Annotated in this window: 21 protein-coding genes; 8 read left to right on the top strand and 13 right to left on the bottom strand. The window is 66.2% G+C overall.

Annotated elements, in window-relative coordinates; all coding sequences use genetic code 11:
• Window positions 1–218: 218 nt before the first annotated feature.
• Both NA12_RS08095 and NA12_RS08090 read left to right on the top strand, forming a co-directional pair.
• Window positions 219–401, top strand: a complete 183-nt coding sequence (locus NA12_RS08095; protein WP_067447925.1) for a type II toxin-antitoxin system VapB family antitoxin — start codon at window positions 219–221, stop codon at window positions 399–401.
• A gap of 114 nt (window positions 402–515) precedes the next feature.
• A complete protein-coding gene (locus tag NA12_RS08090; protein ID WP_067447923.1) occupies window positions 516–1,187 on the top strand; it encodes a JAB domain-containing protein in 672 nt (223 codons plus the stop codon).
• A 9-nt stretch (window positions 1,188–1,196) separates the two neighbouring features.
• On the opposite strand, the gene NA12_RS08085 is transcribed toward NA12_RS08090, so the two are convergent.
• Window positions 1,197–1,913 (bottom strand): TetR/AcrR family transcriptional regulator, encoded by a 717-nt coding sequence (locus NA12_RS08085; protein ID WP_067447921.1) that lies wholly within the window; start codon window positions 1,911–1,913, stop codon window positions 1,197–1,199.
• Window positions 1,914–1,941: 28 nt separating this feature from the next.
• Complete coding sequence (locus NA12_RS08080; RefSeq protein ID WP_067447919.1) at window positions 1,942–3,171, bottom strand: cytochrome P450; 1,230 nt, start codon at window positions 3,169–3,171, stop codon at window positions 1,942–1,944.
• A 203-nt stretch (window positions 3,172–3,374) separates the two neighbouring features.
• Here NA12_RS08080 and NA12_RS08075 point away from each other — a divergent pair, with 203 nt between their 5' ends.
• Window positions 3,375–4,265, top strand: a complete 891-nt coding sequence (locus NA12_RS08075; RefSeq protein WP_067447917.1) for a fructosamine kinase family protein — start codon at window positions 3,375–3,377, stop codon at window positions 4,263–4,265.
• A 21-nt stretch (window positions 4,266–4,286) separates the two neighbouring features.
• On the opposite strand, the gene NA12_RS08070 is transcribed toward NA12_RS08075, so the two are convergent.
• Entirely contained in the window at window positions 4,287–4,763 is a 477-nt protein-coding gene (locus tag NA12_RS08070) for a hypothetical protein (RefSeq protein WP_067447915.1), read from the bottom strand.
• A gap of 634 nt (window positions 4,764–5,397) precedes the next feature.
• On the opposite strand from NA12_RS08070, the gene argS reads away from it, so the two are divergent.
• Window positions 5,398–7,164 carry an arginine--tRNA ligase gene (gene argS / locus NA12_RS08065; RefSeq protein ID WP_067447913.1) on the top strand — a complete coding sequence of 589 codons (1,767 nt, stop codon included), beginning with the start codon at window positions 5,398–5,400 and terminating at the stop codon, window positions 7,162–7,164.
• A 317-nt stretch (window positions 7,165–7,481) separates the two neighbouring features.
• Here argS and NA12_RS08060 read toward each other — a convergent pair whose 3' ends face one another.
• The 5 genes from NA12_RS08060 to sdhC all read right to left on the bottom strand — a co-directional run bounded on the left by NA12_RS08060 (window position 7,482) and on the right by sdhC (window position 11,539).
• Window positions 7,482–7,991 (bottom strand): DoxX family protein, encoded by a 510-nt coding sequence (locus tag NA12_RS08060; RefSeq protein WP_174551057.1) that lies wholly within the window; start codon window positions 7,989–7,991, stop codon window positions 7,482–7,484.
• A gap of 141 nt (window positions 7,992–8,132) precedes the next feature.
• A complete protein-coding gene (locus tag NA12_RS08055; protein WP_067447911.1) occupies window positions 8,133–8,903 on the bottom strand; it encodes a succinate dehydrogenase iron-sulfur subunit in 771 nt (256 codons plus the stop codon).
• Window positions 8,903–10,672: a succinate dehydrogenase flavoprotein subunit gene (sdhA, locus tag NA12_RS08050; protein ID WP_132370163.1), complete on the bottom strand. Its 1,770-nt coding sequence runs from the start codon at window positions 10,670–10,672 to the stop codon at window positions 8,903–8,905. Before sdhA ends, NA12_RS08055 begins: the two co-directional genes overlap by 1 nt.
• A gap of 16 nt (window positions 10,673–10,688) precedes the next feature.
• A complete protein-coding gene (locus NA12_RS08045; protein ID WP_067447909.1) occupies window positions 10,689–11,132 on the bottom strand; it encodes a succinate dehydrogenase hydrophobic membrane anchor subunit in 444 nt (147 codons plus the stop codon).
• Between the two features lie 2 nt (window positions 11,133–11,134).
• Window positions 11,135–11,539, bottom strand: coding sequence for a succinate dehydrogenase, cytochrome b556 subunit (gene sdhC, locus NA12_RS08040; RefSeq protein WP_084472492.1), 405 nt, complete (start codon window positions 11,537–11,539; stop codon window positions 11,135–11,137).
• Between the two features lie 290 nt (window positions 11,540–11,829).
• Between sdhC and NA12_RS08035 the strand changes: the two genes are divergently transcribed.
• The 3 genes from NA12_RS08035 to NA12_RS08025 all read left to right on the top strand — a co-directional run bounded on the left by NA12_RS08035 (window position 11,830) and on the right by NA12_RS08025 (window position 14,854).
• Window positions 11,830–12,243, top strand: coding sequence for a cytidine deaminase (locus NA12_RS08035; RefSeq protein ID WP_067448016.1), 414 nt, complete (start codon window positions 11,830–11,832; stop codon window positions 12,241–12,243).
• Between the two features lie 19 nt (window positions 12,244–12,262).
• Window positions 12,263–13,645 (top strand): thymidine phosphorylase, encoded by a 1,383-nt coding sequence (locus NA12_RS08030; protein WP_084472490.1) that lies wholly within the window; start codon window positions 12,263–12,265, stop codon window positions 13,643–13,645.
• A gap of 111 nt (window positions 13,646–13,756) precedes the next feature.
• Window positions 13,757–14,854, top strand: a complete 1,098-nt coding sequence (locus tag NA12_RS08025; protein WP_067447905.1) for an adenosine deaminase — start codon at window positions 13,757–13,759, stop codon at window positions 14,852–14,854.
• Window positions 14,855–14,990: 136 nt separating this feature from the next.
• On the opposite strand, the gene NA12_RS08020 is transcribed toward NA12_RS08025, so the two are convergent.
• The 5 genes from NA12_RS08020 to NA12_RS08000 are packed head-to-tail and all read right to left on the bottom strand — an operon-like array spanning window position 14,991 to window position 18,436.
• On the bottom strand, window positions 14,991–16,229 hold the full coding sequence (locus NA12_RS08020) for a SatS C-terminal domain-containing protein (protein WP_067447903.1): 1,239 nt from the start codon (window positions 16,227–16,229) through the stop codon (window positions 14,991–14,993).
• 14 nt (window positions 16,230–16,243) lie between these two features.
• Window positions 16,244–16,603: a YbaB/EbfC family nucleoid-associated protein gene (locus NA12_RS08015; protein ID WP_067447901.1), complete on the bottom strand. Its 360-nt coding sequence runs from the start codon at window positions 16,601–16,603 to the stop codon at window positions 16,244–16,246.
• Window positions 16,600–16,953, bottom strand: a complete 354-nt coding sequence (locus NA12_RS08010) for a hypothetical protein (RefSeq protein ID WP_067447900.1) — start codon at window positions 16,951–16,953, stop codon at window positions 16,600–16,602. The genes NA12_RS08015 and NA12_RS08010 overlap by 4 nt, the downstream gene beginning before the upstream one ends.
• Window positions 16,950–18,107, bottom strand: a complete 1,158-nt coding sequence (locus NA12_RS08005; RefSeq protein WP_067447898.1) for an NlpC/P60 family protein — start codon at window positions 18,105–18,107, stop codon at window positions 16,950–16,952. Before NA12_RS08005 ends, NA12_RS08010 begins: the two co-directional genes overlap by 4 nt.
• A complete protein-coding gene (locus NA12_RS08000) occupies window positions 18,104–18,436 on the bottom strand; it encodes a hypothetical protein (RefSeq protein WP_067447896.1) in 333 nt (110 codons plus the stop codon). The genes NA12_RS08005 and NA12_RS08000 overlap by 4 nt, the downstream gene beginning before the upstream one ends.
• Before the next feature lie 146 nt (window positions 18,437–18,582).
• On the opposite strand from NA12_RS08000, the gene upp reads away from it, so the two are divergent.
• Window positions 18,583–19,206, top strand: coding sequence for a uracil phosphoribosyltransferase (gene upp / locus NA12_RS07995; RefSeq protein ID WP_067447894.1), 624 nt, complete (start codon window positions 18,583–18,585; stop codon window positions 19,204–19,206).

The raw sequence follows: 19,206 nt of genomic DNA, 5'->3' as shown, positions 1-19,206 counted from the left end.
TCGACAACAACGACGCGCGCAACTACGCAAACTGCGCAGTTGCGGGGATGGCTACCGGTGAATTCCGGCGATGAACAGTGTTTTCTCGGTGCTTGCTGACCGATGTCATCCCCCGGTGTGCGGACTTGCGAACACATGGTTTCGGTAACGACGCGGTGAATTAGCGGACGAGCCGAGCGGCCATCGCGCAAGATTGCGGTCGAAGAAGAGGAGGATGCGTGCGCACCCTGCGAATAGATCTCGATCAGCGTCTGCTGGCCGCCGCCGCCGACATCATGGGCACCGCCGATAGCAACGCCACCGTCAACGAGGCGCTGCGTCGCATCGTGGTGCACGAGCGTCAGCTCCGCAATCTGGAACGTTTGATGGCCGATTCGGTCTTCAGCGCGGAGCCCGCCTGACGGGATGGATTCAGGTTCGGGTTTCGTCACCGACACGGTGACTGAGGGGTAGCCCGGACTTGTCGGTACCCCCTGCGATCATCGACAGCAGTCACCGATCCGCAGGGGGAAACGATGTCGGTTCCGATCGCGAGTTTGCCGCTCGCCCAACGCCCGCGCGAGCGCTTGCTGTCGCTCGGCCCGCACGCGCTCAGCGACGGTGAGCTACTGGCTTTGCTGCTCGGCCAGGGCACTCGTGGTCGCTCCGCATTGGAGGTCGCCGCCCGATTGATCGGCGACTACGGCGGATTGGCCGAACTCGCCTGCGCGCGTCCGGAAGAGCTGGCGGCCCGCGCGGGCATCGGCCCGGCCAAAGCCGCCACCGTCGTCGCCGCTTTCCACCTCGGCACCCGTTCTCGCACGCCGACCGACGCGCTACCTCAGCTCACCACCCCCGAAGACATCGCGGCAGTGGCGATCCCACTCTTCGCGGGTGCTCGCGTGGAGCGACTGCTCGTTCTCGTCTGCGACACCCAGAATCGCCTGCGCCACCGGACTTTCGTCGCCGAGGGCGCCATCGACCATGTCGCCGTTCCCGTTCGGGAAATCCTCAATACCGTCCTGCGCCACGACGGCCGGGCCTTCGCCGTGGTCCACAACCACCCCTCCGGCGACCCGACCCCCAGCCCCGATGACCGCCGAGCCAGCACCCTGCTCCAGCAAGCGGCCCGCACGGTCGGCCTGCGCTACCTCGACCACGTTGTCGTCGCGGGCGAAAGCTGGTCCACCGCGGCACCTTTCCCCTGAACGCGGGGCTCAGCCCGCGAAACCGGTGGTGCGAGCCAGATCCGCGAGCATGGCGTCGAACATGACCTCCGGATCTTCCAGGGGGATCGGATAGTTGCCGAACACCTCGAGGGTGACGTGGCCGAACAGTCGAACCCAGATCTGCACCATCAGATACGTCACCCCCAGGTCCAGCTTCTCGGCGGGGAACTTCTGTCCCGACTCCGACAGCATGGCGAGCAGTTCGGTCTGGAAGCCGATGAGGTCCTCACGCAGCGCGGCCGGGATGGTCTCGCCCGGCGGGGTCGCGATCTCGAAGTTCGCCAGCAGCCTGCCCGCCGCGGCGAGGAAGATCCGCCCGAAGGGTTCGTCGAATCGGTGCATCATCGACCGCTCGGAGGTGGGCGAGGCGAACACCAGGGTGAATTCCCTCGGGTTGGCCAACGCCCAGTGCCGGAAGCCCCGGCAGATGGCGAGGAACTGCGCCGCGCCGTCGTCGGGCAGCGGTTCGATCTCGGTCGAGAGGTACTCGGCCAGATCAGCGCAGAACTCCACCCGCATCCGCTCGATCAACTCCTCGCGTGAGGAATAGTGCCGGTACAGCGCGGGCGCGGTGACGCCGAGTTCGCGCGCGATCGCGCGCAGCGTCACCGAATCGGGGCCGTGCTCGGCCAGCAGCGCCCGCGTGACCCGCCGGATATCGGCCTCGGTCACGACGGGTACCCGGCCACGCGCCTTGCCCGTCACACGGCCACCCCTTCGATCCGGATTCGGTTCAAGCGTATTCGACTTCCCACCGCTTGATGCCGTTGAGCCAGCCGCTGCGCAGCCGGACCGGGTCCGAGACCTGGCGCAGGTTCGGCATCGCGTCGGCAATGGCATTGAACATCAGGTCGATCTCCAGGCGGGCGAGATTCGCGCCGACACAGTAGTGGGTTCCGGTGCCGCCGAAGCCGACGTGCGGATTGGGATCGCGCAGGACGTCGAACCTGAACGGGTCGGCGAACGCGGTCTCGTCGAAATTGGCCGAGCTGTAGAACAATCCGATTCGCTGGCCCTTCCTGATCTGCTGCCCGCCCAGTTCCAGGTCGCGCGTCGCGGTGCGCTGGAACGCGGTCACCGGTGTCGCCCAGCGCACGATCTCGTCCGGCGCGGTGCGCGGGCGCTGCTGCTTGTAGAGCTCCCATTGGTCCGGGTTGTCGACGAAGGCCTTCATGCCGTGGGTGATCGAATTGCGGGTGGTCTCGTTGCCCGCCACCGCGAGCAGGATGACGAAGAACGCGAACTCGTCCGAACCGAGGTGCTCACCGTCGACATCGGCGTTGACCAGCTGGGTGACGATGTCGGAGGCGGGGCAGCCGCGCCGTTGTTCGGCCATGTTCCAGGCGTAGCCCATCACCTCGGCGGTCGCGGTGTGATGATTGCCCTCGAACTCCGGATCGTCGTAGGAGATCATCTGATTGGTCCAGTCGAACAGCTTCATCCGGTCCTGCTGCGGCACGCCGATCAGCTCGGCGATGGCCTGCAGCGGCAGCTCGCACGCAATCTGCTCGACGAAGTCGCCGCGACCGGACTTCTTGGCCTCCCAGACGATCCGCTCGGCCCGCTCGGTGAGCGCGGCCCGCAGGTTCTCCACCGCACGCGGGGTGAAGCCCTTCGACACGATCCGCCGGATCTTGGTGTGCTGCGGCGGATCAAGGTTCAGCATGAGCATATTGCCGAGCATGTCGATCTGCTCGCGCGTGGTCTCCTCGTTGAAGCGGATGATCGCGGTGTTCTCGTGTGAGGAGAAGTCCTCCGGATTCTTCGATATCTCCTTGATGTCGGCCAGCGTGGACACCACCCAGTACCCGCCGTCGTCGAACCCGCTGGCGCGGTCGGGCTGCGCGCACCACCAGACCGGTGCGGTGCGCCGCAACTGCGCGAACTCCTCGATCGGCAATCGGGTGGCGAGCAGATCGGGATCGGTGAAATCGAATCCCGCGGGGATGTTCGTACTGGTCACGGCAGTCTCCTTCGATCCGGTGCGCGGGCTTCGCACCGTGATGTGGAACACGTTCCCCTTGATGAAACCACGCCATCAATATTTATGAACAGTGTTTAGTAATACCTGTTCACTAACTGGTTCCAGCGCTTCGGCGCCGATGGTGTGGCCGGGGATCTCCCGATTCGCTGATCGTTGTCGGCGGTTGTGGGCAAGATGGCGGCGTGGACCTGCCGTATCTGCGCGCGAACCCGCATCTGCTGCCGACCTTTCTCGCGCACCAGCGCCTACGGACGACGCCCGTCGCGGGCGGGTCGATCAGCGTCGCCGAGCGGATCGGACTCGACGACGGGACGCAGCTATTCCTGAAGACCTGGCCCGGCGGGGTATCCGCGGCCCCGACCGCCGAGCCCGCGCCCGCCCCGCCAGGTCTCTTCGCGGCGGAGGCGCACGGGCTTCGCTGGCTGCGAGCGGCCGATGGTGTGGCGGTGCCGCAGCTGTACGCGCAGACCGACGAACTGCTGTTGATGCAGTGGATCGACCATGCCGAGCCGACCGTCGTCGCCGCCGAGCGATTCGGCGCGGGACTGGCACTCACCCATCACGCAGGCGCCCCCGAATTCGGCTCTGTCACAGAAGGTTTCCTCGCGAGCCTGCCCCTCGACAACACCCCCGGTGACGATTGGCCCACCTGGTACCGCGAACGCCGAATCCTGCCGTACCTGAAACTCGCCGTCGACGCGGGCACCCTGGACGCCGCCGACGCCACCCTCATCGAGTCGATCCACATCGAAGCCCCCACCGAACCTCCCGCCCGAATCCACGGCGACCTCTGGCCCGGCAACATCGTCTGGGGCCCGTCCGACACCCCCTGGCTGATCGACCCCGCCGCCCACGGCGGCCACCGCGAAACCGACCTGGCCACCCTCGCCCTCTTCGGCAGCGCCCCCCACTTCGTCCGAATCATCGCGTCCTACAACGAAGTTCAGCCCCTAGCTCCCGACTGGCAGACCCGAATCCCCCTCCACCAACTCCACCTGCTGCTGGCCCACGCCGCCCTCTTCGGCCCCTCCTACCGAACCGCCGTCCTGGATGCCGCGGCCCACTACCGCTAGCTCATCGCGGGGAGAGCTGTTCTACTCGGCCGGTTCGGGTCGGTGATCGTGGATTTTCGGCTGCTGCCATGCGCCGACAAGGGCGGCGGCGAGCCCGCCGACGAGGATCAGCAGACAGGGGTTGAACGCGATGGGAGTGGACGCTGGATAGTCCAGGCTCGCGAAGGCGATCGTGAATCCGGTGCTCAGCGCGATCAGGATTCCGAGGACTTCAGCGACCACGAGGCAGGACAGCAATATTTTCGGTACGTGTCGGCGGTAGGCGACTGAACCCGCAACGACCAGCAGGGCCGCGCCGAAGACCAGCAGAGGTAAGCCGGGGGCGCCGACTTCGCGCAGATCCCACAATGAGTAGCTTCGTCGGCCTCGTCTGCCGTCGATCTCGAAGAGTGGGAGCCAGTGCGCCATGAGAATGGCGATGGACCCGCCGAGCAGCATTCCGCTCGCAGGGGCGACCTTGTTGTTGTAGCCGAATATCGGCATCCACGTCTGCGACACCTGACGATCCTAGTGAACGACAAAGGCCACCCACACCTTTCGGTACGGACGGCCTTGCCGAGCGGTAGTGATTGGCTGGTGCCCTGCAACCGAATGATTGCTCAGCAATGAAAAACGGTGGCGGGAGCCCTTTTATCTGCTCGAATAATCATCGACCGCGACTCTCGACGGTCACGAACTGGCTGGGTAGGAGCCGATCGTGGATGGGATGCAAACGTCGTCTGGATGGTTGCGGCGCGATGGGGACCGGTGCTGCGGCGCCGACGGTCGGGAGTACCGGCTTGCCGGCGGGCCAATCCGACCGCGGTCGCTGATGCGTTGGGGATCACGCAGCAGTTCCTGAGCCAGGTCGACACCCCCGCGGTGGCCACCAGCCGAGGTCGATGGCGAGTTCAACGCAACTGGTTGAATCACCACCGCGACGAACTGGCGAAACTGCGACCGCGTGGTACCCGGACGAATACCGGCTGCCGAGGACATCGCTGATCACTCGCGACGGCTGGATGCTCACCGCCTCAGTGGATTTGGATTCGCTTCGTCTCGAACTCGATGAGGGTCCGCAACTCGCGGAGATCACCGGCCGCATGACGCACCTGCGACAATGGGCTCACTATCCCCACGAAAGGAATCCAAGGTGAGCTCTGCCGGTATTTTGCCGCTGCTCGGACGTGTCGCTGCCGCTGTGTCGGAGGCGATCGTGCGAGTCCGCCCGGAGATGGCGGATGCGGACCCGGTAGTGCGACGATCCGATCGGGCAGATTTCCAATCCAATGCCGCGCTGCCGTTGGCGAAGAAGGTCGGAATGAAGCCGGCTCAACTCGGTGGCGAACTCGCGACTCACCTCGATCTCACCGATGGTGTGATAGCCGATGTGCAGGTGTCGGGCCCTGGATTCTTGAACATCTCCCTCACTGATCGGGCGATCTGGGAAAGCGTCGCCGCACGGCTGGCTGACGACCGGCTCGGTGTACCCGCCACCGAGAACGGGCATCGAGTGGTCATCGACTACTCCGCGCCGAACGTGGCGAAGGAGATGCACGTCGGGCATCTGCGGACCACGATCATCGGTGACAGCCTCGCCCGGGTTTTCGGCTTCCTCGGCGCTGACGTCGTCCGTGCCAACCACCTCGGCGACTGGGGTACCCAGTTCGGGATGCTCATCCAGTACATCGACGAGCATCCCGAATCGCCCTGGCACACAGAAGAACTCGGTGCTGATACGAGCGCGGTATCAGCGCTGGACAGCCTGTACAAGGCTGCCCGCGCCGAATTCGACTCAGACCCGTCGTTCGCTGGCCGGGCGCGGACCCGGGTGGTTGCGTTGCAAGCCGGCGACCCCGACACGGTTGCGCGGTGGCGGGAAATCGTCGCGGAATCCGAGAAGGCGTTCGGCGCGATCTATGACCGGCTCGATGTCCTGCTCACCCCGGATGACTACGTCGGCGAGTCGTTCTACAACGATCAGCTCGCTGACACCGTTGCCGAACTAGTAGACAAGGGTGTCGCCGTCGATAGCGACGGCGACGTTGTCGTGCTGTCCGAGCAGGTTACAGGACCGGACGATCAGCCTGTTGTGTTGATGGCCCGCAAACGCGACGGTGGCTATGGCTACGACAGCACCGACCTGGCCACCATCCGATACCGGATCGCTTCGCTCCACGCGGACCGGTTGTTGTATGTCACCGACTCGCGGCAGGCCCTGCACTTTCAGCTGATTTTCGAAGCGGCGCGGCGGGTGGGTTGGCTCACTGACGCGATCCGCGTCGATCATGTGGCGTACGGCACGATCCTGGGACCCGATGGCAAACCGTTCAAAACCCGTGCGGGTGGGACGGTTCGGTTGATGGGCTTGCTCGACGAGGCGTCTGCCCGTGTTCGCGCGGTTGTCGCCGAGAAGAACCCCGACCTGACTGCCGTTGAACTCGACACCATCGCCGAGCAAGCGGGCATCGGTGCGGTCAAGTACGCGGATCTCTCGACGTCCAGGGTCAAGGACTACACCTTCGATCTGGACCGTATGACGACGCTCAACGGCAATACCGGCGTCTATCTGCAGTATGCCCATGCTCGAGTGCGCTCGATCCTGCGCAAGGCCGATGCCACGACGCTGCCCACAGTCGACACCGCCGGCCCACTCGAACCAGCAGAGCGGGAACTAGCGTTGGTGCTCGATGGCTACGGGACCGTCCTGGCGGAGGTGGCCGACACGCTGGAGCCGCATCGGTTGGCGGGGTACCTCTACGAGCTCGCCCGTGCCTACACCACCTTCTACGACGCGTGCCCGGTCATCGCGGCCGACGAGCCAATTCGATCGAACCGAATTGCCCTGTGCGGGTTGACTGCCCGAATCCTCGAGCTCGGCTTGGGCCAGTTGGGAATTGCGGCGCCGCAGCGGATGTGACCTACTGACCGGCTCCGATGCTTCGAGCTGAATCGGGCATCGGCCCCAGTTTGCTCGCTATGCGCGTGTTCGTGAGTGCGGAGGGCCGCATGGCGGAAAAATCCAGGTGGAGGTTTCCTCGATGACCTAGGTTCTGACCGGCCAACCCGCATCCCCCTTCGCCAACTCCACCTGTTGCTGGCCCACGCCGTCCTCTTCGGCCGCTCCTACCGAAGCGCCGTCCTGGACGCCGCGGCACACAATCGCTAGTTCGTCCAAGGAGGGATGGCCGAGGCCGCCACCGTAGTACGGCGGTGACGGCCTCGGGCGGATCGGTATCAGACCGTCGACGGTTCCCGATGCCGTAGCGCTGGCAGGGTGTGCGGCGCCGAACGGGTCGCCCACACGGCGAATCCGATGCACAGCACCTGCTCCGGGATTCGCTGCCACAGGGGCGATGCGGGTTCCCCCGCGAACGGGATGTCGTTGAGGGCGGCGTAGATGTTGGCGGGCAGTAACAGCAAGAACAGCGGCACCAGCGCCCAGCCCGCGATCCACCTGGTGCGGGTGAGGACCAGACCGAGCGCGGCGAGAAGTTCCAATACGCCGCTGGCCAGGACCATGAATCCGGGGAAGGGGACGAAGGGCGGGATCATGGCGACCATGTCGGCGTAGTTGGGCATCACTGTGACACTCGCGGGCATGAAGTGCGCGGTTCCGGTCATCACCAGCATGACGGCTAGTGCGTGCGCGGCGCTCGCTGACCACGAGGCGAATCGAGTCACGCGCAGCGATCCGAGCGTGCGGAAGACGACGAGCGAGCCCACCAGGGTGACGAGGGTGATCATAAGTACTCCCAGTATGGATACTGACACTATCTACTATGGATAGTAACACTATCCGCCTGCGTGTCATTCCCCGCAAGTGCCCACGAACGACAAAGGCCGCCCACACCTTTCGGTGCGGACGGCCTGTGCGGAGAGAGCAGGTCAGCGGGTGAAGAGCAGGGCCCGCTTGACTTCCTGGATCGCCTTGGTGACCTCGATGCCACGGGGGCATGCGTCGGTGCAGTTGAAGGTGGTGCGGCAGCGCCAGACACCCTCGACGTCGTTGAGGATGTCGAGGCGCTCGCGGGCGCCTTCGTCACGGCTGTCGAAGATGAAGCGGTGGGCGTTCACGATCGCGGCCGGGCCGAAGTAGCTGCCGTCGGTCCAGTAGACGGGGCACGACGTGGTGCAGCAGGCGCACAGGATGCACTTGGTGGTGTCGTCGAAGCGGGCACGGTCGGCCTGGCTCTGGATCTGCTCGCGGGTCGGCTCGTTACCCGAGGTCATCAGGTAGGGCTTCACCGCGCGGAACGCGTCGAAGAACGGCTCCATGTCGACCACAAGGTCCTTCTCCACGGGCAGGCCGCGGATCGGCTCGACGGTCATGGTGAGGGTCTTGTCGCCCTTGGGCAGCATGTCCTTCATCAGCACCTTGCAGGCCAGCCGGTTCACACCGTTGATCCGCATGGCATCGGAGCCACACACACCGTGGGCGCAGGAGCGCCGGAAGGTGAGGGTGCCGTCCAGGTAGGACTTGATGTAGATGAGCACGTTGAGGAAGCGGTCGGTCGGCAGGACCGGTACCTGGAACGAGTCCCAGTGCGCGCCCAAGTCGTCCTCGGTGCTGAACCGGGCGATCTTGACGGTGACCATGACCGAGCCCTCGGGGACTGGCGCCGGCTTCTGCTTGGTGGGTTCGATAACAGCAGTCATCAGTACTTACGCTCCATCGGCTCGTAGCGGGTCTGCACCACCGGCTTGAAGTCGAGGCGGATCTCGGAGATGAGCTCCGGGCCCTCCTTGTACGCCATCGTGTGCCGCATGAAGTTCGTGTCGTCGCGGTCCGGGTAGTCCTCGCGAGCGTGGCCGCCACGCGATTCCTTGCGGTTGAGCGCGCCGACGACGGTGACCTCGGCCAGCTCGAGCAGGAAGCCGAGCTCGACGGCCTCGAGCAGGTCGCTGTTGTAGCGCTTGCCCTTGTCCTGCACCGTGATCCGGGTGTAGCGCTCCTTGAGCGTGTGGATGTCGGTGAGGACCTTCTTGAGGGTTTCCTCGGTGCGGAACACGCCCGCGTTGGCATCCATCGTGGCCTGCAGTTCGGTGCGGATGTCGGCCACGCGCTCGTTGCCGTGATCGGACAGGATCAGGTCGAGCCAGTCCATCACCATCTGCGACGGGTTCTCCGGCATCTCGGTGAACTCGGTGCGGTTGGCGTACTCGGCGGCCGCGATGCCGGCGCGACGGCCGAACACGTTGATGTCGAGCAGCGAGTTGGTGCCGAGTCGGTTGGCGCCGTGCACCGAGACGCACGCGCACTCACCGGCGGCGTACAGGCCGGGGACCACGTCGGTGTTGTTGCGCAGCACCTCGCCACGGATCTTGGTCGGGATACCGCCCATGACGTAGTGGCAGGTCGGCATGACCGGCACCAGCTCGGTCACCGGGTCCACGCCGAGGTAGGTGCGCGCGAACTCGGTGATGTCGGGCAGCTTCTCCTCGAGCACGTCGGCGCCGAGGTGGGTCACGTCGATGTAGACGTAGTCCTTGTTCGGACCGGCGCCGCGGCCCTCGGCCACCTCGAGCACCATCGAGCGGGCGACGATGTCGCGCGGCGCGAGGTCCTTGATGGTGGGGGCGTAGCGCTCCATGAAGCGCTCGCCGGAGGCGTTGCGCAGAATGCCGCCCTCGCCGCGAACCGCCTCGGAGATGAGGATGCCGAGGCCCGCGAGGCCTGTCGGGTGGAACTGGTGGAACTCCATGTCCTCGAGCGGCAGGCCCTTGCGGAACACGATCGCCATGCCGTCACCGGTCAGCGTGTGCGCGTTCGAGGTGGTCTTGTACATCCGGCCCGAGCCGCCGGTGGCGAACACGATCGACTTCGCGTGGAAGATGTGGATCTCGCCGGTCGACAGCTCGTAGGCGACGACGCCGGTGGCGACGGGGCCACGATCGGACTCGGTCATCACCAGGTCGAGCACGTAGAACTCGTTGTAGAACTCGACATCATGCTTGACGCAGTTCTGGTAGAGCGTCTGCAGGATCATGTGACCGGTGCGGTCGGCGGCATAACACGCGCGACGCACGGGCGCCTTGCCGTGGTCACGGGTGTGGCCACCGAAACGACGCTGGTCGATCTTGCCCTCGGGCGTGCGGTTGAACGGCAGGCCCATCTTCTCCAGGTCCATGACCGCGTCGATGGCCTCTTTGGCCATGATCTCCGCGGCGTCCTGGTCGACCAGGTAGTCACCACCCTTGACGGTGTCGAAGGTGTGCCATTCCCAGTTGTCTTCTTCGACGTTGGCCAGCGCGGCGCACATGCCGCCCTGGGCCGCGCCGGTGTGGCTGCGAGTCGGGTACAGCTTGGTCAGGACCGCGGTGCGAGCGCGCGGGCCGGCCTCGATCGCCGCGCGCATGCCCGCGCCACCGGCGCCGACGATGACCACGTCGTAGCGATGCTCCTGAATCGGACGGGATTCACTCATGCGAGGTGGCCTGTTCCTAACCTGTGATGTTGGGGTCGAAGGTGAAGATGACGTACGTGCCGACAGCGACGACCAGGATCATCGACAGCACGAGGATGACCTTCAGCCAGAACCGGGTGGAGTCCTTGCGCGAGTAGTCATCGATGATGACGCGCAGACCGTTGCCGCCGTGCAGCTGAGCCAGCCACAGCATGGACAGATCCCAGAACTGCCAGAACGGGCTGGACCAGCGGCCGGCCACGAACGCGAAGTTCAGGCGATTCACGCCGCCGTCGATCATCAGCATGATGAACATGTGGCCGAGCACGAGGACGATCAGGAACAGGCCCGAGATGCGCATGAACAGCCACGCGTACTTCTCGAAGTTGCCGTTCGACTTGCCACGCGGCGAACGCGGGGAGTCGAGGCTGGCCGGGCGATCGTAGGACTTGCCCAGAACGGGCGCTGCAGATGTCGTCATGATCAGTGCTCCGTCAGCAGGTAGAAGAACTGGCGGCCGACGCCTGCGGCGGAGACCAGAACCCAGATGGCCAGGACGATCCACAGCATCTGCTTCTGGAATCGCGGACCCTGCGACCAGAAGTCGACCAGGATGACCCGGACACCGTTGAGGGCGTGGAACAGGACGGCGACGACGAGGCCCATCTCCATCAACGCCACGACGGGGTTCTTGTAGAGCTCGATCGCGTGGTCGTAGGTATCCGGGTTGACCCGGACCAGTGCCGTGTCCAACACATGCGCGAAGAGGAAGAAGAACAGCGTGACACCGGTGATCCGGTGCAGCGCCCAGGACCACATGCCGGGGTCGCCGCGGTACAGCGTCTTCCGCTTCGGCTGGGCCGGAGCCGGAGCTTCTATCGTGGTCATAGAGTGCGGTGCCTCCAACGTCGTTGATGGACCCGGTCACAGATCCGACGCCGGCATGCGTGGAGAGGCAAATGCCCAGGTGGCTGCGCTGTATGCTGGAGCGCTGGCCCGCCGCCGGGAACCTGAACCGATCTGAGCTGAACTCTAATCCCCTCTGTTTCGCGGAACTAATTCGGCGTGCCGTGCGTTGCGCGTAAAACAGGCTAGTTAGGTTTACCTCATCCGATGCCGGATACTGGTGTTCCGGCCCCTGTTTTCCGGTGTTCGGCGGGATCGGCTGGAGGTTATCGATGCCCGAAATAGACTGGAATACGTTGCGTGACAAGGCAATTCGGACAATGGGGTCGGCGTACGCCCCGTACTCCGGTTTCGCTGTCGGCGCCGCTGCTCTCAGTGCGGATGGCCGAATTGTGAGCGGATGCAATGTGGAAAATGTCTCATATGGGCTAACCCTGTGTGCCGAATGTGTACTCATCGGTAACTTATTTGTGTCGGGTGGCGGCCGTCTCATCGCCGTCTCCGTGACCGATTCCCGCGGCGAAATCCTGATGCCGTGCGGGCGCTGTCGTCAGTTGCTGTTCGAGCACGGCGGGGGCGATCTCCTGGTGGACCACCCCGACGGCCCGAAGCCACTGGCGGAGCTGCTGCCCTACGCTTTCGGACCGGATGATCTGGCCGCCGGTCGAGCTGGCGAAGGCGCCTAACCACTGATTTAGTGTGCACATGGGTAACTCGTCGGGAACGAACGAACGCTCCACCCACCTGCCGCAGGCCGCCGACCCGAGTCGGCCCGTGCCCGAGTCCGGCTCGAAGGCGCGGGGCGGCGGAACAGACGCGGTGTCGATCATTACCGGTAAGCGCGACGGCGGCGAGCTGTCCGACGCGCAGATCGACTGGGTGGTGGACGCGTTCACCCGGGGGATCGTGGCCGACGAGCAGATGTCGGCGCTGGCCATGGCGATCGTGTGGCGGGGGATGACCCGGCGCGAAACCGCGCGGTGGACGGCGGCGATGATCGGATCGGGCAGCCGGATGGACTTCACCGACCTGCCGCGGCCGACCGTCGACAAGCACTCGACCGGCGGGGTGGGCGACAAGATCACCCTGCCGTTGGCTCCGCTGGTGGCCGCGTGCGGTGCCGCGGTGCCGCAGTTGTCCGGGCGAGGGCTCGGACATACCGGTGGGACGCTGGACAAGCTCGAGTCGATCCCCGGGTGGCGGGCCGATGTGACGGTGCCGCGCATGCGGGAGATCCTGGCCGACCCGGCGATCGGCGCGGTGATCTGCGCGGCGGGTGCCGATCTGGCGCCCGCCGACAAGCGGCTCTACGCGCTGCGCGATGTGACGGGGACGGTCGAGTCGATTCCGTTGATCGCGAGTTCGATCATGAGCAAGAAGATCGCCGAGGGGACGGCGGCGCTGGTTCTCGATGTGAAGGTGGGGTCGGGGGCATTCCTGAAGACTCTGGACGGCGCCCGCGAACTGGCAACGGCGATGGTCGAACTCGGGCGCGACGCGGGAGTGAACACGGTCGCCTTGCTCACGGCGATGGACACTCCGCTCGGGCGGACCGCGGGCAACGCGCTGGAAGTGGCCGAGTCGGTGGAGGTTCTCGCTGGTGGGGGGCCCGCGGATGTGGTCGAGCTGACGTTGACGCTGGCCCGGGAGATGGTCGCGCAGGCCGGCTTGACCGTCGATCCCGCTGATGTTCTCGCCGACGGCCGAGCGATGGATCACTGGCGGGCGATGATCCAGGCGCAGGGTGGGGATCCGGATGCCGCGCTGCCCGTCGCTCGGCATACCGAGATCGTGCGGGCGGAATCGAGTGGGGTGCTGACCCGGCTCGATGCGATGGGGGTGGGGGTTGCCGCTTGGCGGTTGGGTGCCGGGCGTGCTCGGCAGGGGCAGAGTGTGCAGGCGGGGGCCGGTATCGAGATGCATGCCAAGCCGGGGGATTCGGTGGTGGCGGGGCAGGCGTTGTTGACGCTGCATACGGATACTCCGGATGCGTTCGGTGGGGCTCTGGCGGCGCTCGCCGGGGCCGTGACGATCGAGTCCGCTCCCGATGGGAAGCCTGGGGGGTTGGTGCTCGGGCGGGTGGGCTGATCGGGAAGGTGGGTGGCTCGCAATAGTCGTGTGCGGGGCGGGGAATCAACGAGATGGTTGCCACGTGGGGACTTCGCTGCCGGGATCGGTGTGGGCGGCTACCGTCTATACATGACTGGACCGGCGCCCCTTGACCTTGCTTCGATCCGACGCGCACCGAAGGCTTTGCTGCACGATCACCTCGATGGTGGTCTGCGGCCCTCGACGGTGCTAGAGCTGGCCGCTGACTGCGGCTATGACGAATTACCCGCTGCCGATGCCGAGAGTCTGGGGGCGTGGTTCCGTGACGCCGCCGACAGTGGATCGCTCGAGCGGTATCTGGAGACGTTCGCGCATACGGTCGCGGTGATGCAGACCCCGGAGGGGTTGCGCAGGGTGGCGCGGGAGTGCGCGATCGACCTCGCCGAGGACGGGGTGGTGTACGCGGAGGTGCGGTTCGCGCCCGAGCAGCACCTCGAGAAGGGCCTCACACTCGACGAGGTTGTCGAGCACACCCTGGCGGGGTTCCGTGAGGGTGAGGCGATCGCGGCGGAGCAGGGCAATGTCATCCGGGTGACCTGTCTGCTCACGGCGATGCGGCACGCGGCGCGCTCGCGCGAGATCGCGGAGTTGACCGTGCGATTCCGGGACGCGGGGGTGGGCGGGTTCGATATCGCGGGCGCCGAGGCGGGATTCCCTCCCACCCGGCACCTGGACGCGTTCGAGTATCTGCGAGCCAACCACGCGCACTTCACGATTCACGCGGGCGAGGCGTTCGGACTGCCGTCGATTCACGAGGCGCTCGCCTTCTGCGGCTGTGATCGGCTCGGCCACGGCGTGCGCATCACCGACGACATCAGCGTCCCGGGCGACATCGCGGACGCGCGGCTCGGGCTGGTCGCCAACTATGTGCGCGATATGCGGGTACCGCTGGAACTGTGCCCCTCGTCGAACGTGCAGACCGGTGCGGTGCCCTCGCTGGACAAGCATCCGTTCGACCTGCTGGCCCGCCTGCGTTTCCGCGTCACCGTCAACACCGACAACCGACTGATGAGCGACACCTCGATGAGCGAGGAGATGCGCAAACTGGTCGACACCTTCGGCTACGGCTGGAGCGACCTGGAACGCTTCACCATCAACGCCATGAAGTCGGCCTTCATCCCGTTCCCGGACCGCCTGAAGATCATCGACGAAGTGATCAAGCCGGGGTACGCCGTCCTGCTCGGCTAGGCTGTCCCGCCTCTCCGAGACTTCTAGCCGGCCTCAGGTGCGTTACCGGTAGCGACGCGGCTACCGGTAACGCTGGAGTCGGGTTCGCTCGTCCTCGACGGGTTACCCATGTCCTCACCGCCGACTGCGGGACCTCTTATTCGCTGACGAGCCGCGCCTCGAACGCACGCTGCAGGTCGCGGAACTGCTGGGCCTCCGTCGCGTACGGCGGGTTCGGCGCCATCCGGTTCGGATCCGGGTTGAGCAGATACGAGACGTACCAGCCGAGCGGGTTCGACTGCGCGAGAGCCGTTTCCACGCTGTCGTCATCGGCGTAGTCGGCAGCGTCGCTGAACAGTTCGACCGCGAGATCGAGCTGCTCGATGTCGACCGCCTCGGGGCCCTCTGCCAGATCGTCGACCAGACCGGTGAGCACGTAGACGTTCTCGTCGGTCACCTCGACCTCGAGCGAACCGTCCACCGCCGCGGTCTGCACCTCGGCATAGGTCGACACCCGTGCCAGCTCGTGCTCGTGATCGTCGGCCAGGTAGCGGGCCAGCGCGCGTTCGGAACCGAAGACGGTGATGGTGCGGCCGTTGCCCAGGAAGATCGGCTCGTCGTCGAGGTAGCAGCGCAGGGTGAACTGCTCGCCCTCGGAGGTGACGATCTTGACGGGGTCGATGCCGACCTCGTCCCAGAAGGACTCCTCCTCGTCGTCTTCGTCGGCGGTGAGGTCGACGTTCTCGAACTCTTCCTCCTCCTCGACGGCATCGTCGGCATCGACCTCGTTCTCCTCGGCCGCCAGCAGCTCCGCCTCGGCGACGGCCACCGCGGCCGCGTCGACCTCGGGTGTGCTGACGACGCCGTCGATCGCGTCGAGCACGTCGTCCCAGCCCTTGACGATCGCGGCGCCGACCTGGTCCCACAGCTCTTCACCGTCGCGGCCGACGAACGTGTTCGCCCCGCTGGCCAGTGCGCCGAGCACCGGGTTGTTCCCGAAGAACTTGGTCACCACGTCGAGCTCACACACCTCGGCGATATTGCGCACCATCGCCAGCGTGTCCTCGAGTTCACCGACGACGTCGACGTCCGGGTCGCCTGCCGCCAGTTCCGGCACGGACACCAGATCGAAGCTGAAATTCTCCTCCGGCTCCAGCTCAGCGGCCGAAAGACCGGCGATGACCGCCCAGGACGGGTGGTCGACGAGGTCGTTGTCGGAGTTGGTGCGAATGAACGCCGCCAGCTCCGCAACGGACTCGAATCCGTAGAGGTCGTCCTCGTGACCGAGGAACGCCTCCCACTCGTCGTCACCGTCGCGCCAGCGCGGTGCCCACAGGGTGACGAGATCGCCATCGGTCAGACCGAGCTCGATCGGGACGATGTCTCCAGAAGCCATGACGCGAAGCCTAGCTAGCTCGAGCGCCGGGCACTATCCGGCCCGGGTGCTAATTGCCCGTCGGGCTGTGTACTGGGTCCGGCGAGCGATTCGTTCAGTGTCGCAATGATGTTGGAACGTGCCTCACCGGCGGTCTCGGTGGCCTGTTTGCAGGCCGACAGGATCAGCGCGGCGGCCTCGGTGGGCGCCAGGGTGGTGATGGCTTCGTCCAGCGTCAGGCCGACCAGGGCGCCGTCGCTGTTCACCTCGGCGGTGACCAGCCCGTCCTCGGTGGTGAACCGCCCGTTGACCTGCTTCAACCCGTACAGCGCGGCCTCCAGCGCCTCGAGCTTTCCGGTGACGCCCGCGACCAGGGCATCCATTTCCGCACTCACAGTGGCCTCATCCAACTCGTCTGACCGGTGTCGGCGTCGTCGATGCGATCGAGCTCGTCGACCGCCTGACGCCGGGTCGGCAGGTTCATCTTGTCGAGCAGCTCATCGGGGATCTGCGCCTGCTCGCTGTAGACCTCGCGCAGGCGCGCAGCGGCGGCGATGGTCGAGCGCCGGGTCAGGCGCAGGATCTCGTCGGCCAGCGCCTGGGCGCCGAACTGGTACTCGCTGCGTTCGAACTTGAGCGCGATCGGCAGCCCCATGCTGGTCGCGCGGACCGAGATCGTGCCGGAGCGGTTACTGCTGACCGCGGATTCCACGTTGGGAACCTCGGGGATCGGCGTGCCGCTCATGAGGTAGGCCTGTAGAAGCCGTAGAACTCCATGCCACTGTTCTCCGTTCGGATGGAACTGATCGAGACCGGATCGCCCGCCTCGACGAGCTGCCCGTTGCCGACGACCATGGCGACATGGCCGTCCCACACGGCCAGATCGCCGGGCATCAGGTCACCGGGGGATACCTGAGGATTGCCGATGTGCTGTTCCTGCGCCAGCCGCGGCAGCTCGACGCCCGCCTCGCCGTAGGCGTACTTGGTGAGCCCACTGCAGTCGATGCCGGACTGGGGGTCGTTGCCGCCCCAGACATACGGGGTACCGACGGCGCCGATGGCCGAGCGCACCGCGGTCGCGGCCTTCTCGTTGGGCGCCTCGACCGTGCTGCCGTCGGGCAGGGTGATCTTGACGCCGGTGCCGGACCCGGTCGACGAACCGGCCGACGACCCCGTCGATCCGCTCGTCGTTCCGCCGGTGCCCGCACCGGTGCCGCCGGTGGTGGTCGACTTCGAGGTGCTGCTGTTGCCGCCGCCCATCGCCGTCGACAGACCGGAGCTCACGGCGCTGAGTACGGTGCTGCCGGTACTCGCCGCGGTCGAGAGCAGTCCGGAGCTCGAGGCCGAGGACACGAGGTTGCTCGCGCCGGACGACACGCTCGCCAGCGACGTGCTCGACGGCGCGGGGGTGAGCTCCTGGATCGCGGCGGTCTGGGTGCCGAGTTCGTCCTGCACCCGGCCCACAACGCCCATACCCTGGCCGATGTGGTCGATCGCCGTGCTCACCACGGCGGTCAGGCCGGCGGGTGTGGCCAGGGTGGGGCTGAGCGCGGACACCTGGGACAGGAACGAGTTGACGATCCCGTCGAGCTCTTTCTGCCCGGTCTCCACATAGGCCGCGGCCTGGTCGACGACGGTCGCCATCTCGGTGCCGTTGTCGCTCAGGGTGGCCGAGGAGGTCTGCACGCGCAGCGCTTTGGAGGTGGCCGCGTCGACGGCCTGGCCGTCCCACGCGGTGTTCACGTTGTTGATGCTGTTGCGACCCTGTTGATAGATCTGGTCGAGGTTGGTCGAGGTCGAGCGCAGACCATCGGACGCGCCGCCGGTGCCGAGTACGCCGGTGCCGAAGCTCGACAGCAGATCGAGGAGGGGCTGGGCCAGCCCGCTGAGGTCGATCATGCGTCGGTACCGAGCTCGCCCGCGGCCGCGGTGAGCGGGGCCGCGTTGTTCAGGTCGGTCTCGACAAGGGTGGTCGCGGCGCTGGCGGTGGCCAGCCCCATGCTCCCCATCACCGCGGACAGCTGGGCGATCGACGCCACGTGCCCCGCGTGCGCGGCGGAGTAGGCGGCGGTGAAATCGCCGCCGATGAGACCCATGATGGGGCCGAGCAGGGTGGGATCGGAGGCCGCCGAACCAGCCGCTGCCGTGGCCAGTTCCGTGGCCATCACCTGAGCAGCCGCGCTGTACGCGACGATGCCTTCGGCATCGGCCGACATTTTTTTCGTCATCGAACTTCCCCCAATCCTCGAGTTCCCGGGCAGAGTACGTCACTCACTACCTTGGACGCACCGACTCCGCATTCGGTTCCCTACTACGACGAAAAATTCCCCGGCGGTCGTAGGCGCGAAGCGCCAAGCGACCCTATCGTCTTTTCATGCGCACCGACACCGTCGACCATCCACTCGCCGCGACTCTGCTCAGCACCATGCGGGACGCCAGGACCGACAACGCAACCTTCCGCAATGCTCTGGCCGATCTCACCGGCATCCTCATGTACGAGGCGCTGCGCGACGCGCCGGTGGTGCGCGAGCCGATCGACACGCCGGTCGCGCCCACCGACGGCATCCGCTTGGCGGCGCCCCCGCTCCTGGTTCCGGTGCTGCGCGCCGGACTCGGCATGGTCTATGCCGCAGCCGAACTCGTCCCGCAGGCTCGTGTCGGCTTCGTCGGCATCGCCCGCGACGAGCAGACCCACGAACCGGTGCCGTACCTGGAGTCGTTGCCCGCCGACCTCACCGGGCTGCCCGTCTTCGTCCTCGACCCGATGCTGGCGACCGGCGGTTCCATGCGCCACACGCTCGAACTTCTCGTCGCCCGCGGCGCGACCGATATCACCGCGGTCTGCGTGGTCTCGGCTCCGGAAGGCGTTGCCGCCCTCGCGGCCTCGGGCCTGCCGGTCCGCCTGATCACCGCCGCCATCGACGACAAGCTCAACGAGAACGCCTACATCGTCCCCGGTCTCGGCGACGCGGGCGACCGCCAGTTCGGCCCGCGCTGA

The sequence above is a fragment of the Nocardia alba NBRC 108234 genome, assembly GCF_001612665.1.
Lineage (GTDB): Bacteria > Actinomycetota > Actinomycetes > Mycobacteriales > Mycobacteriaceae > Nocardia > Nocardia alba.
The sequence above is the reverse complement of the archived record's forward strand: the minus strand, read 5'-3'. Positions and strand labels throughout refer to the sequence as shown.

What these genes read in the sequence shown, in the direction of transcription:
- NA12_RS08090 (WP_067447923.1), top strand. Translation starts at nt 516, where the DNA reads ATGTCGGTTCCGATCGCGAGTTTGCCGCTCGCCCAACGCCCGCGCGAG.
- NA12_RS08060 (WP_174551057.1), bottom strand. Translation starts at nt 7,991, where the DNA reads ATGATCACCCTCGTCACCCTGGTGGGCTCGCTCGTCGTCTTCCGCACG.
- NA12_RS08055 (WP_067447911.1), bottom strand. Translation starts at nt 8,903, where the DNA reads ATGACTGCTGTTATCGAACCCACCAAGCAGAAGCCGGCGCCAGTCCCC.
- sdhA (WP_132370163.1), bottom strand. Translation starts at nt 10,672, where the DNA reads ATGAGTGAATCCCGTCCGATTCAGGAGCATCGCTACGACGTGGTCATC.
- NA12_RS08045 (WP_067447909.1), bottom strand. Translation starts at nt 11,132, where the DNA reads ATGACGACATCTGCAGCGCCCGTTCTGGGCAAGTCCTACGATCGCCCG.
- sdhC (WP_084472492.1), bottom strand. Translation starts at nt 11,539, where the DNA reads ATGACCACGATAGAAGCTCCGGCTCCGGCCCAGCCGAAGCGGAAGACG.
- NA12_RS08035 (WP_067448016.1), top strand. Translation starts at nt 11,830, where the DNA reads ATGCCCGAAATAGACTGGAATACGTTGCGTGACAAGGCAATTCGGACA.
- NA12_RS08030 (WP_084472490.1), top strand. Translation starts at nt 12,263, where the DNA reads ATGGGTAACTCGTCGGGAACGAACGAACGCTCCACCCACCTGCCGCAG.
- NA12_RS08025 (WP_067447905.1), top strand. Translation starts at nt 13,757, where the DNA reads ATGACTGGACCGGCGCCCCTTGACCTTGCTTCGATCCGACGCGCACCG.
- NA12_RS08020 (WP_067447903.1), bottom strand. Translation starts at nt 16,229, where the DNA reads ATGGCTTCTGGAGACATCGTCCCGATCGAGCTCGGTCTGACCGATGGC.
- NA12_RS08010 (WP_067447900.1), bottom strand. Translation starts at nt 16,953, where the DNA reads ATGAGCGGCACGCCGATCCCCGAGGTTCCCAACGTGGAATCCGCGGTC.
- NA12_RS08005 (WP_067447898.1), bottom strand. Translation starts at nt 18,107, where the DNA reads ATGATCGACCTCAGCGGGCTGGCCCAGCCCCTCCTCGATCTGCTGTCG.
- NA12_RS08000 (WP_067447896.1), bottom strand. Translation starts at nt 18,436, where the DNA reads ATGACGAAAAAAATGTCGGCCGATGCCGAAGGCATCGTCGCGTACAGC.
- upp (WP_067447894.1), top strand. Translation starts at nt 18,583, where the DNA reads ATGCGCACCGACACCGTCGACCATCCACTCGCCGCGACTCTGCTCAGC.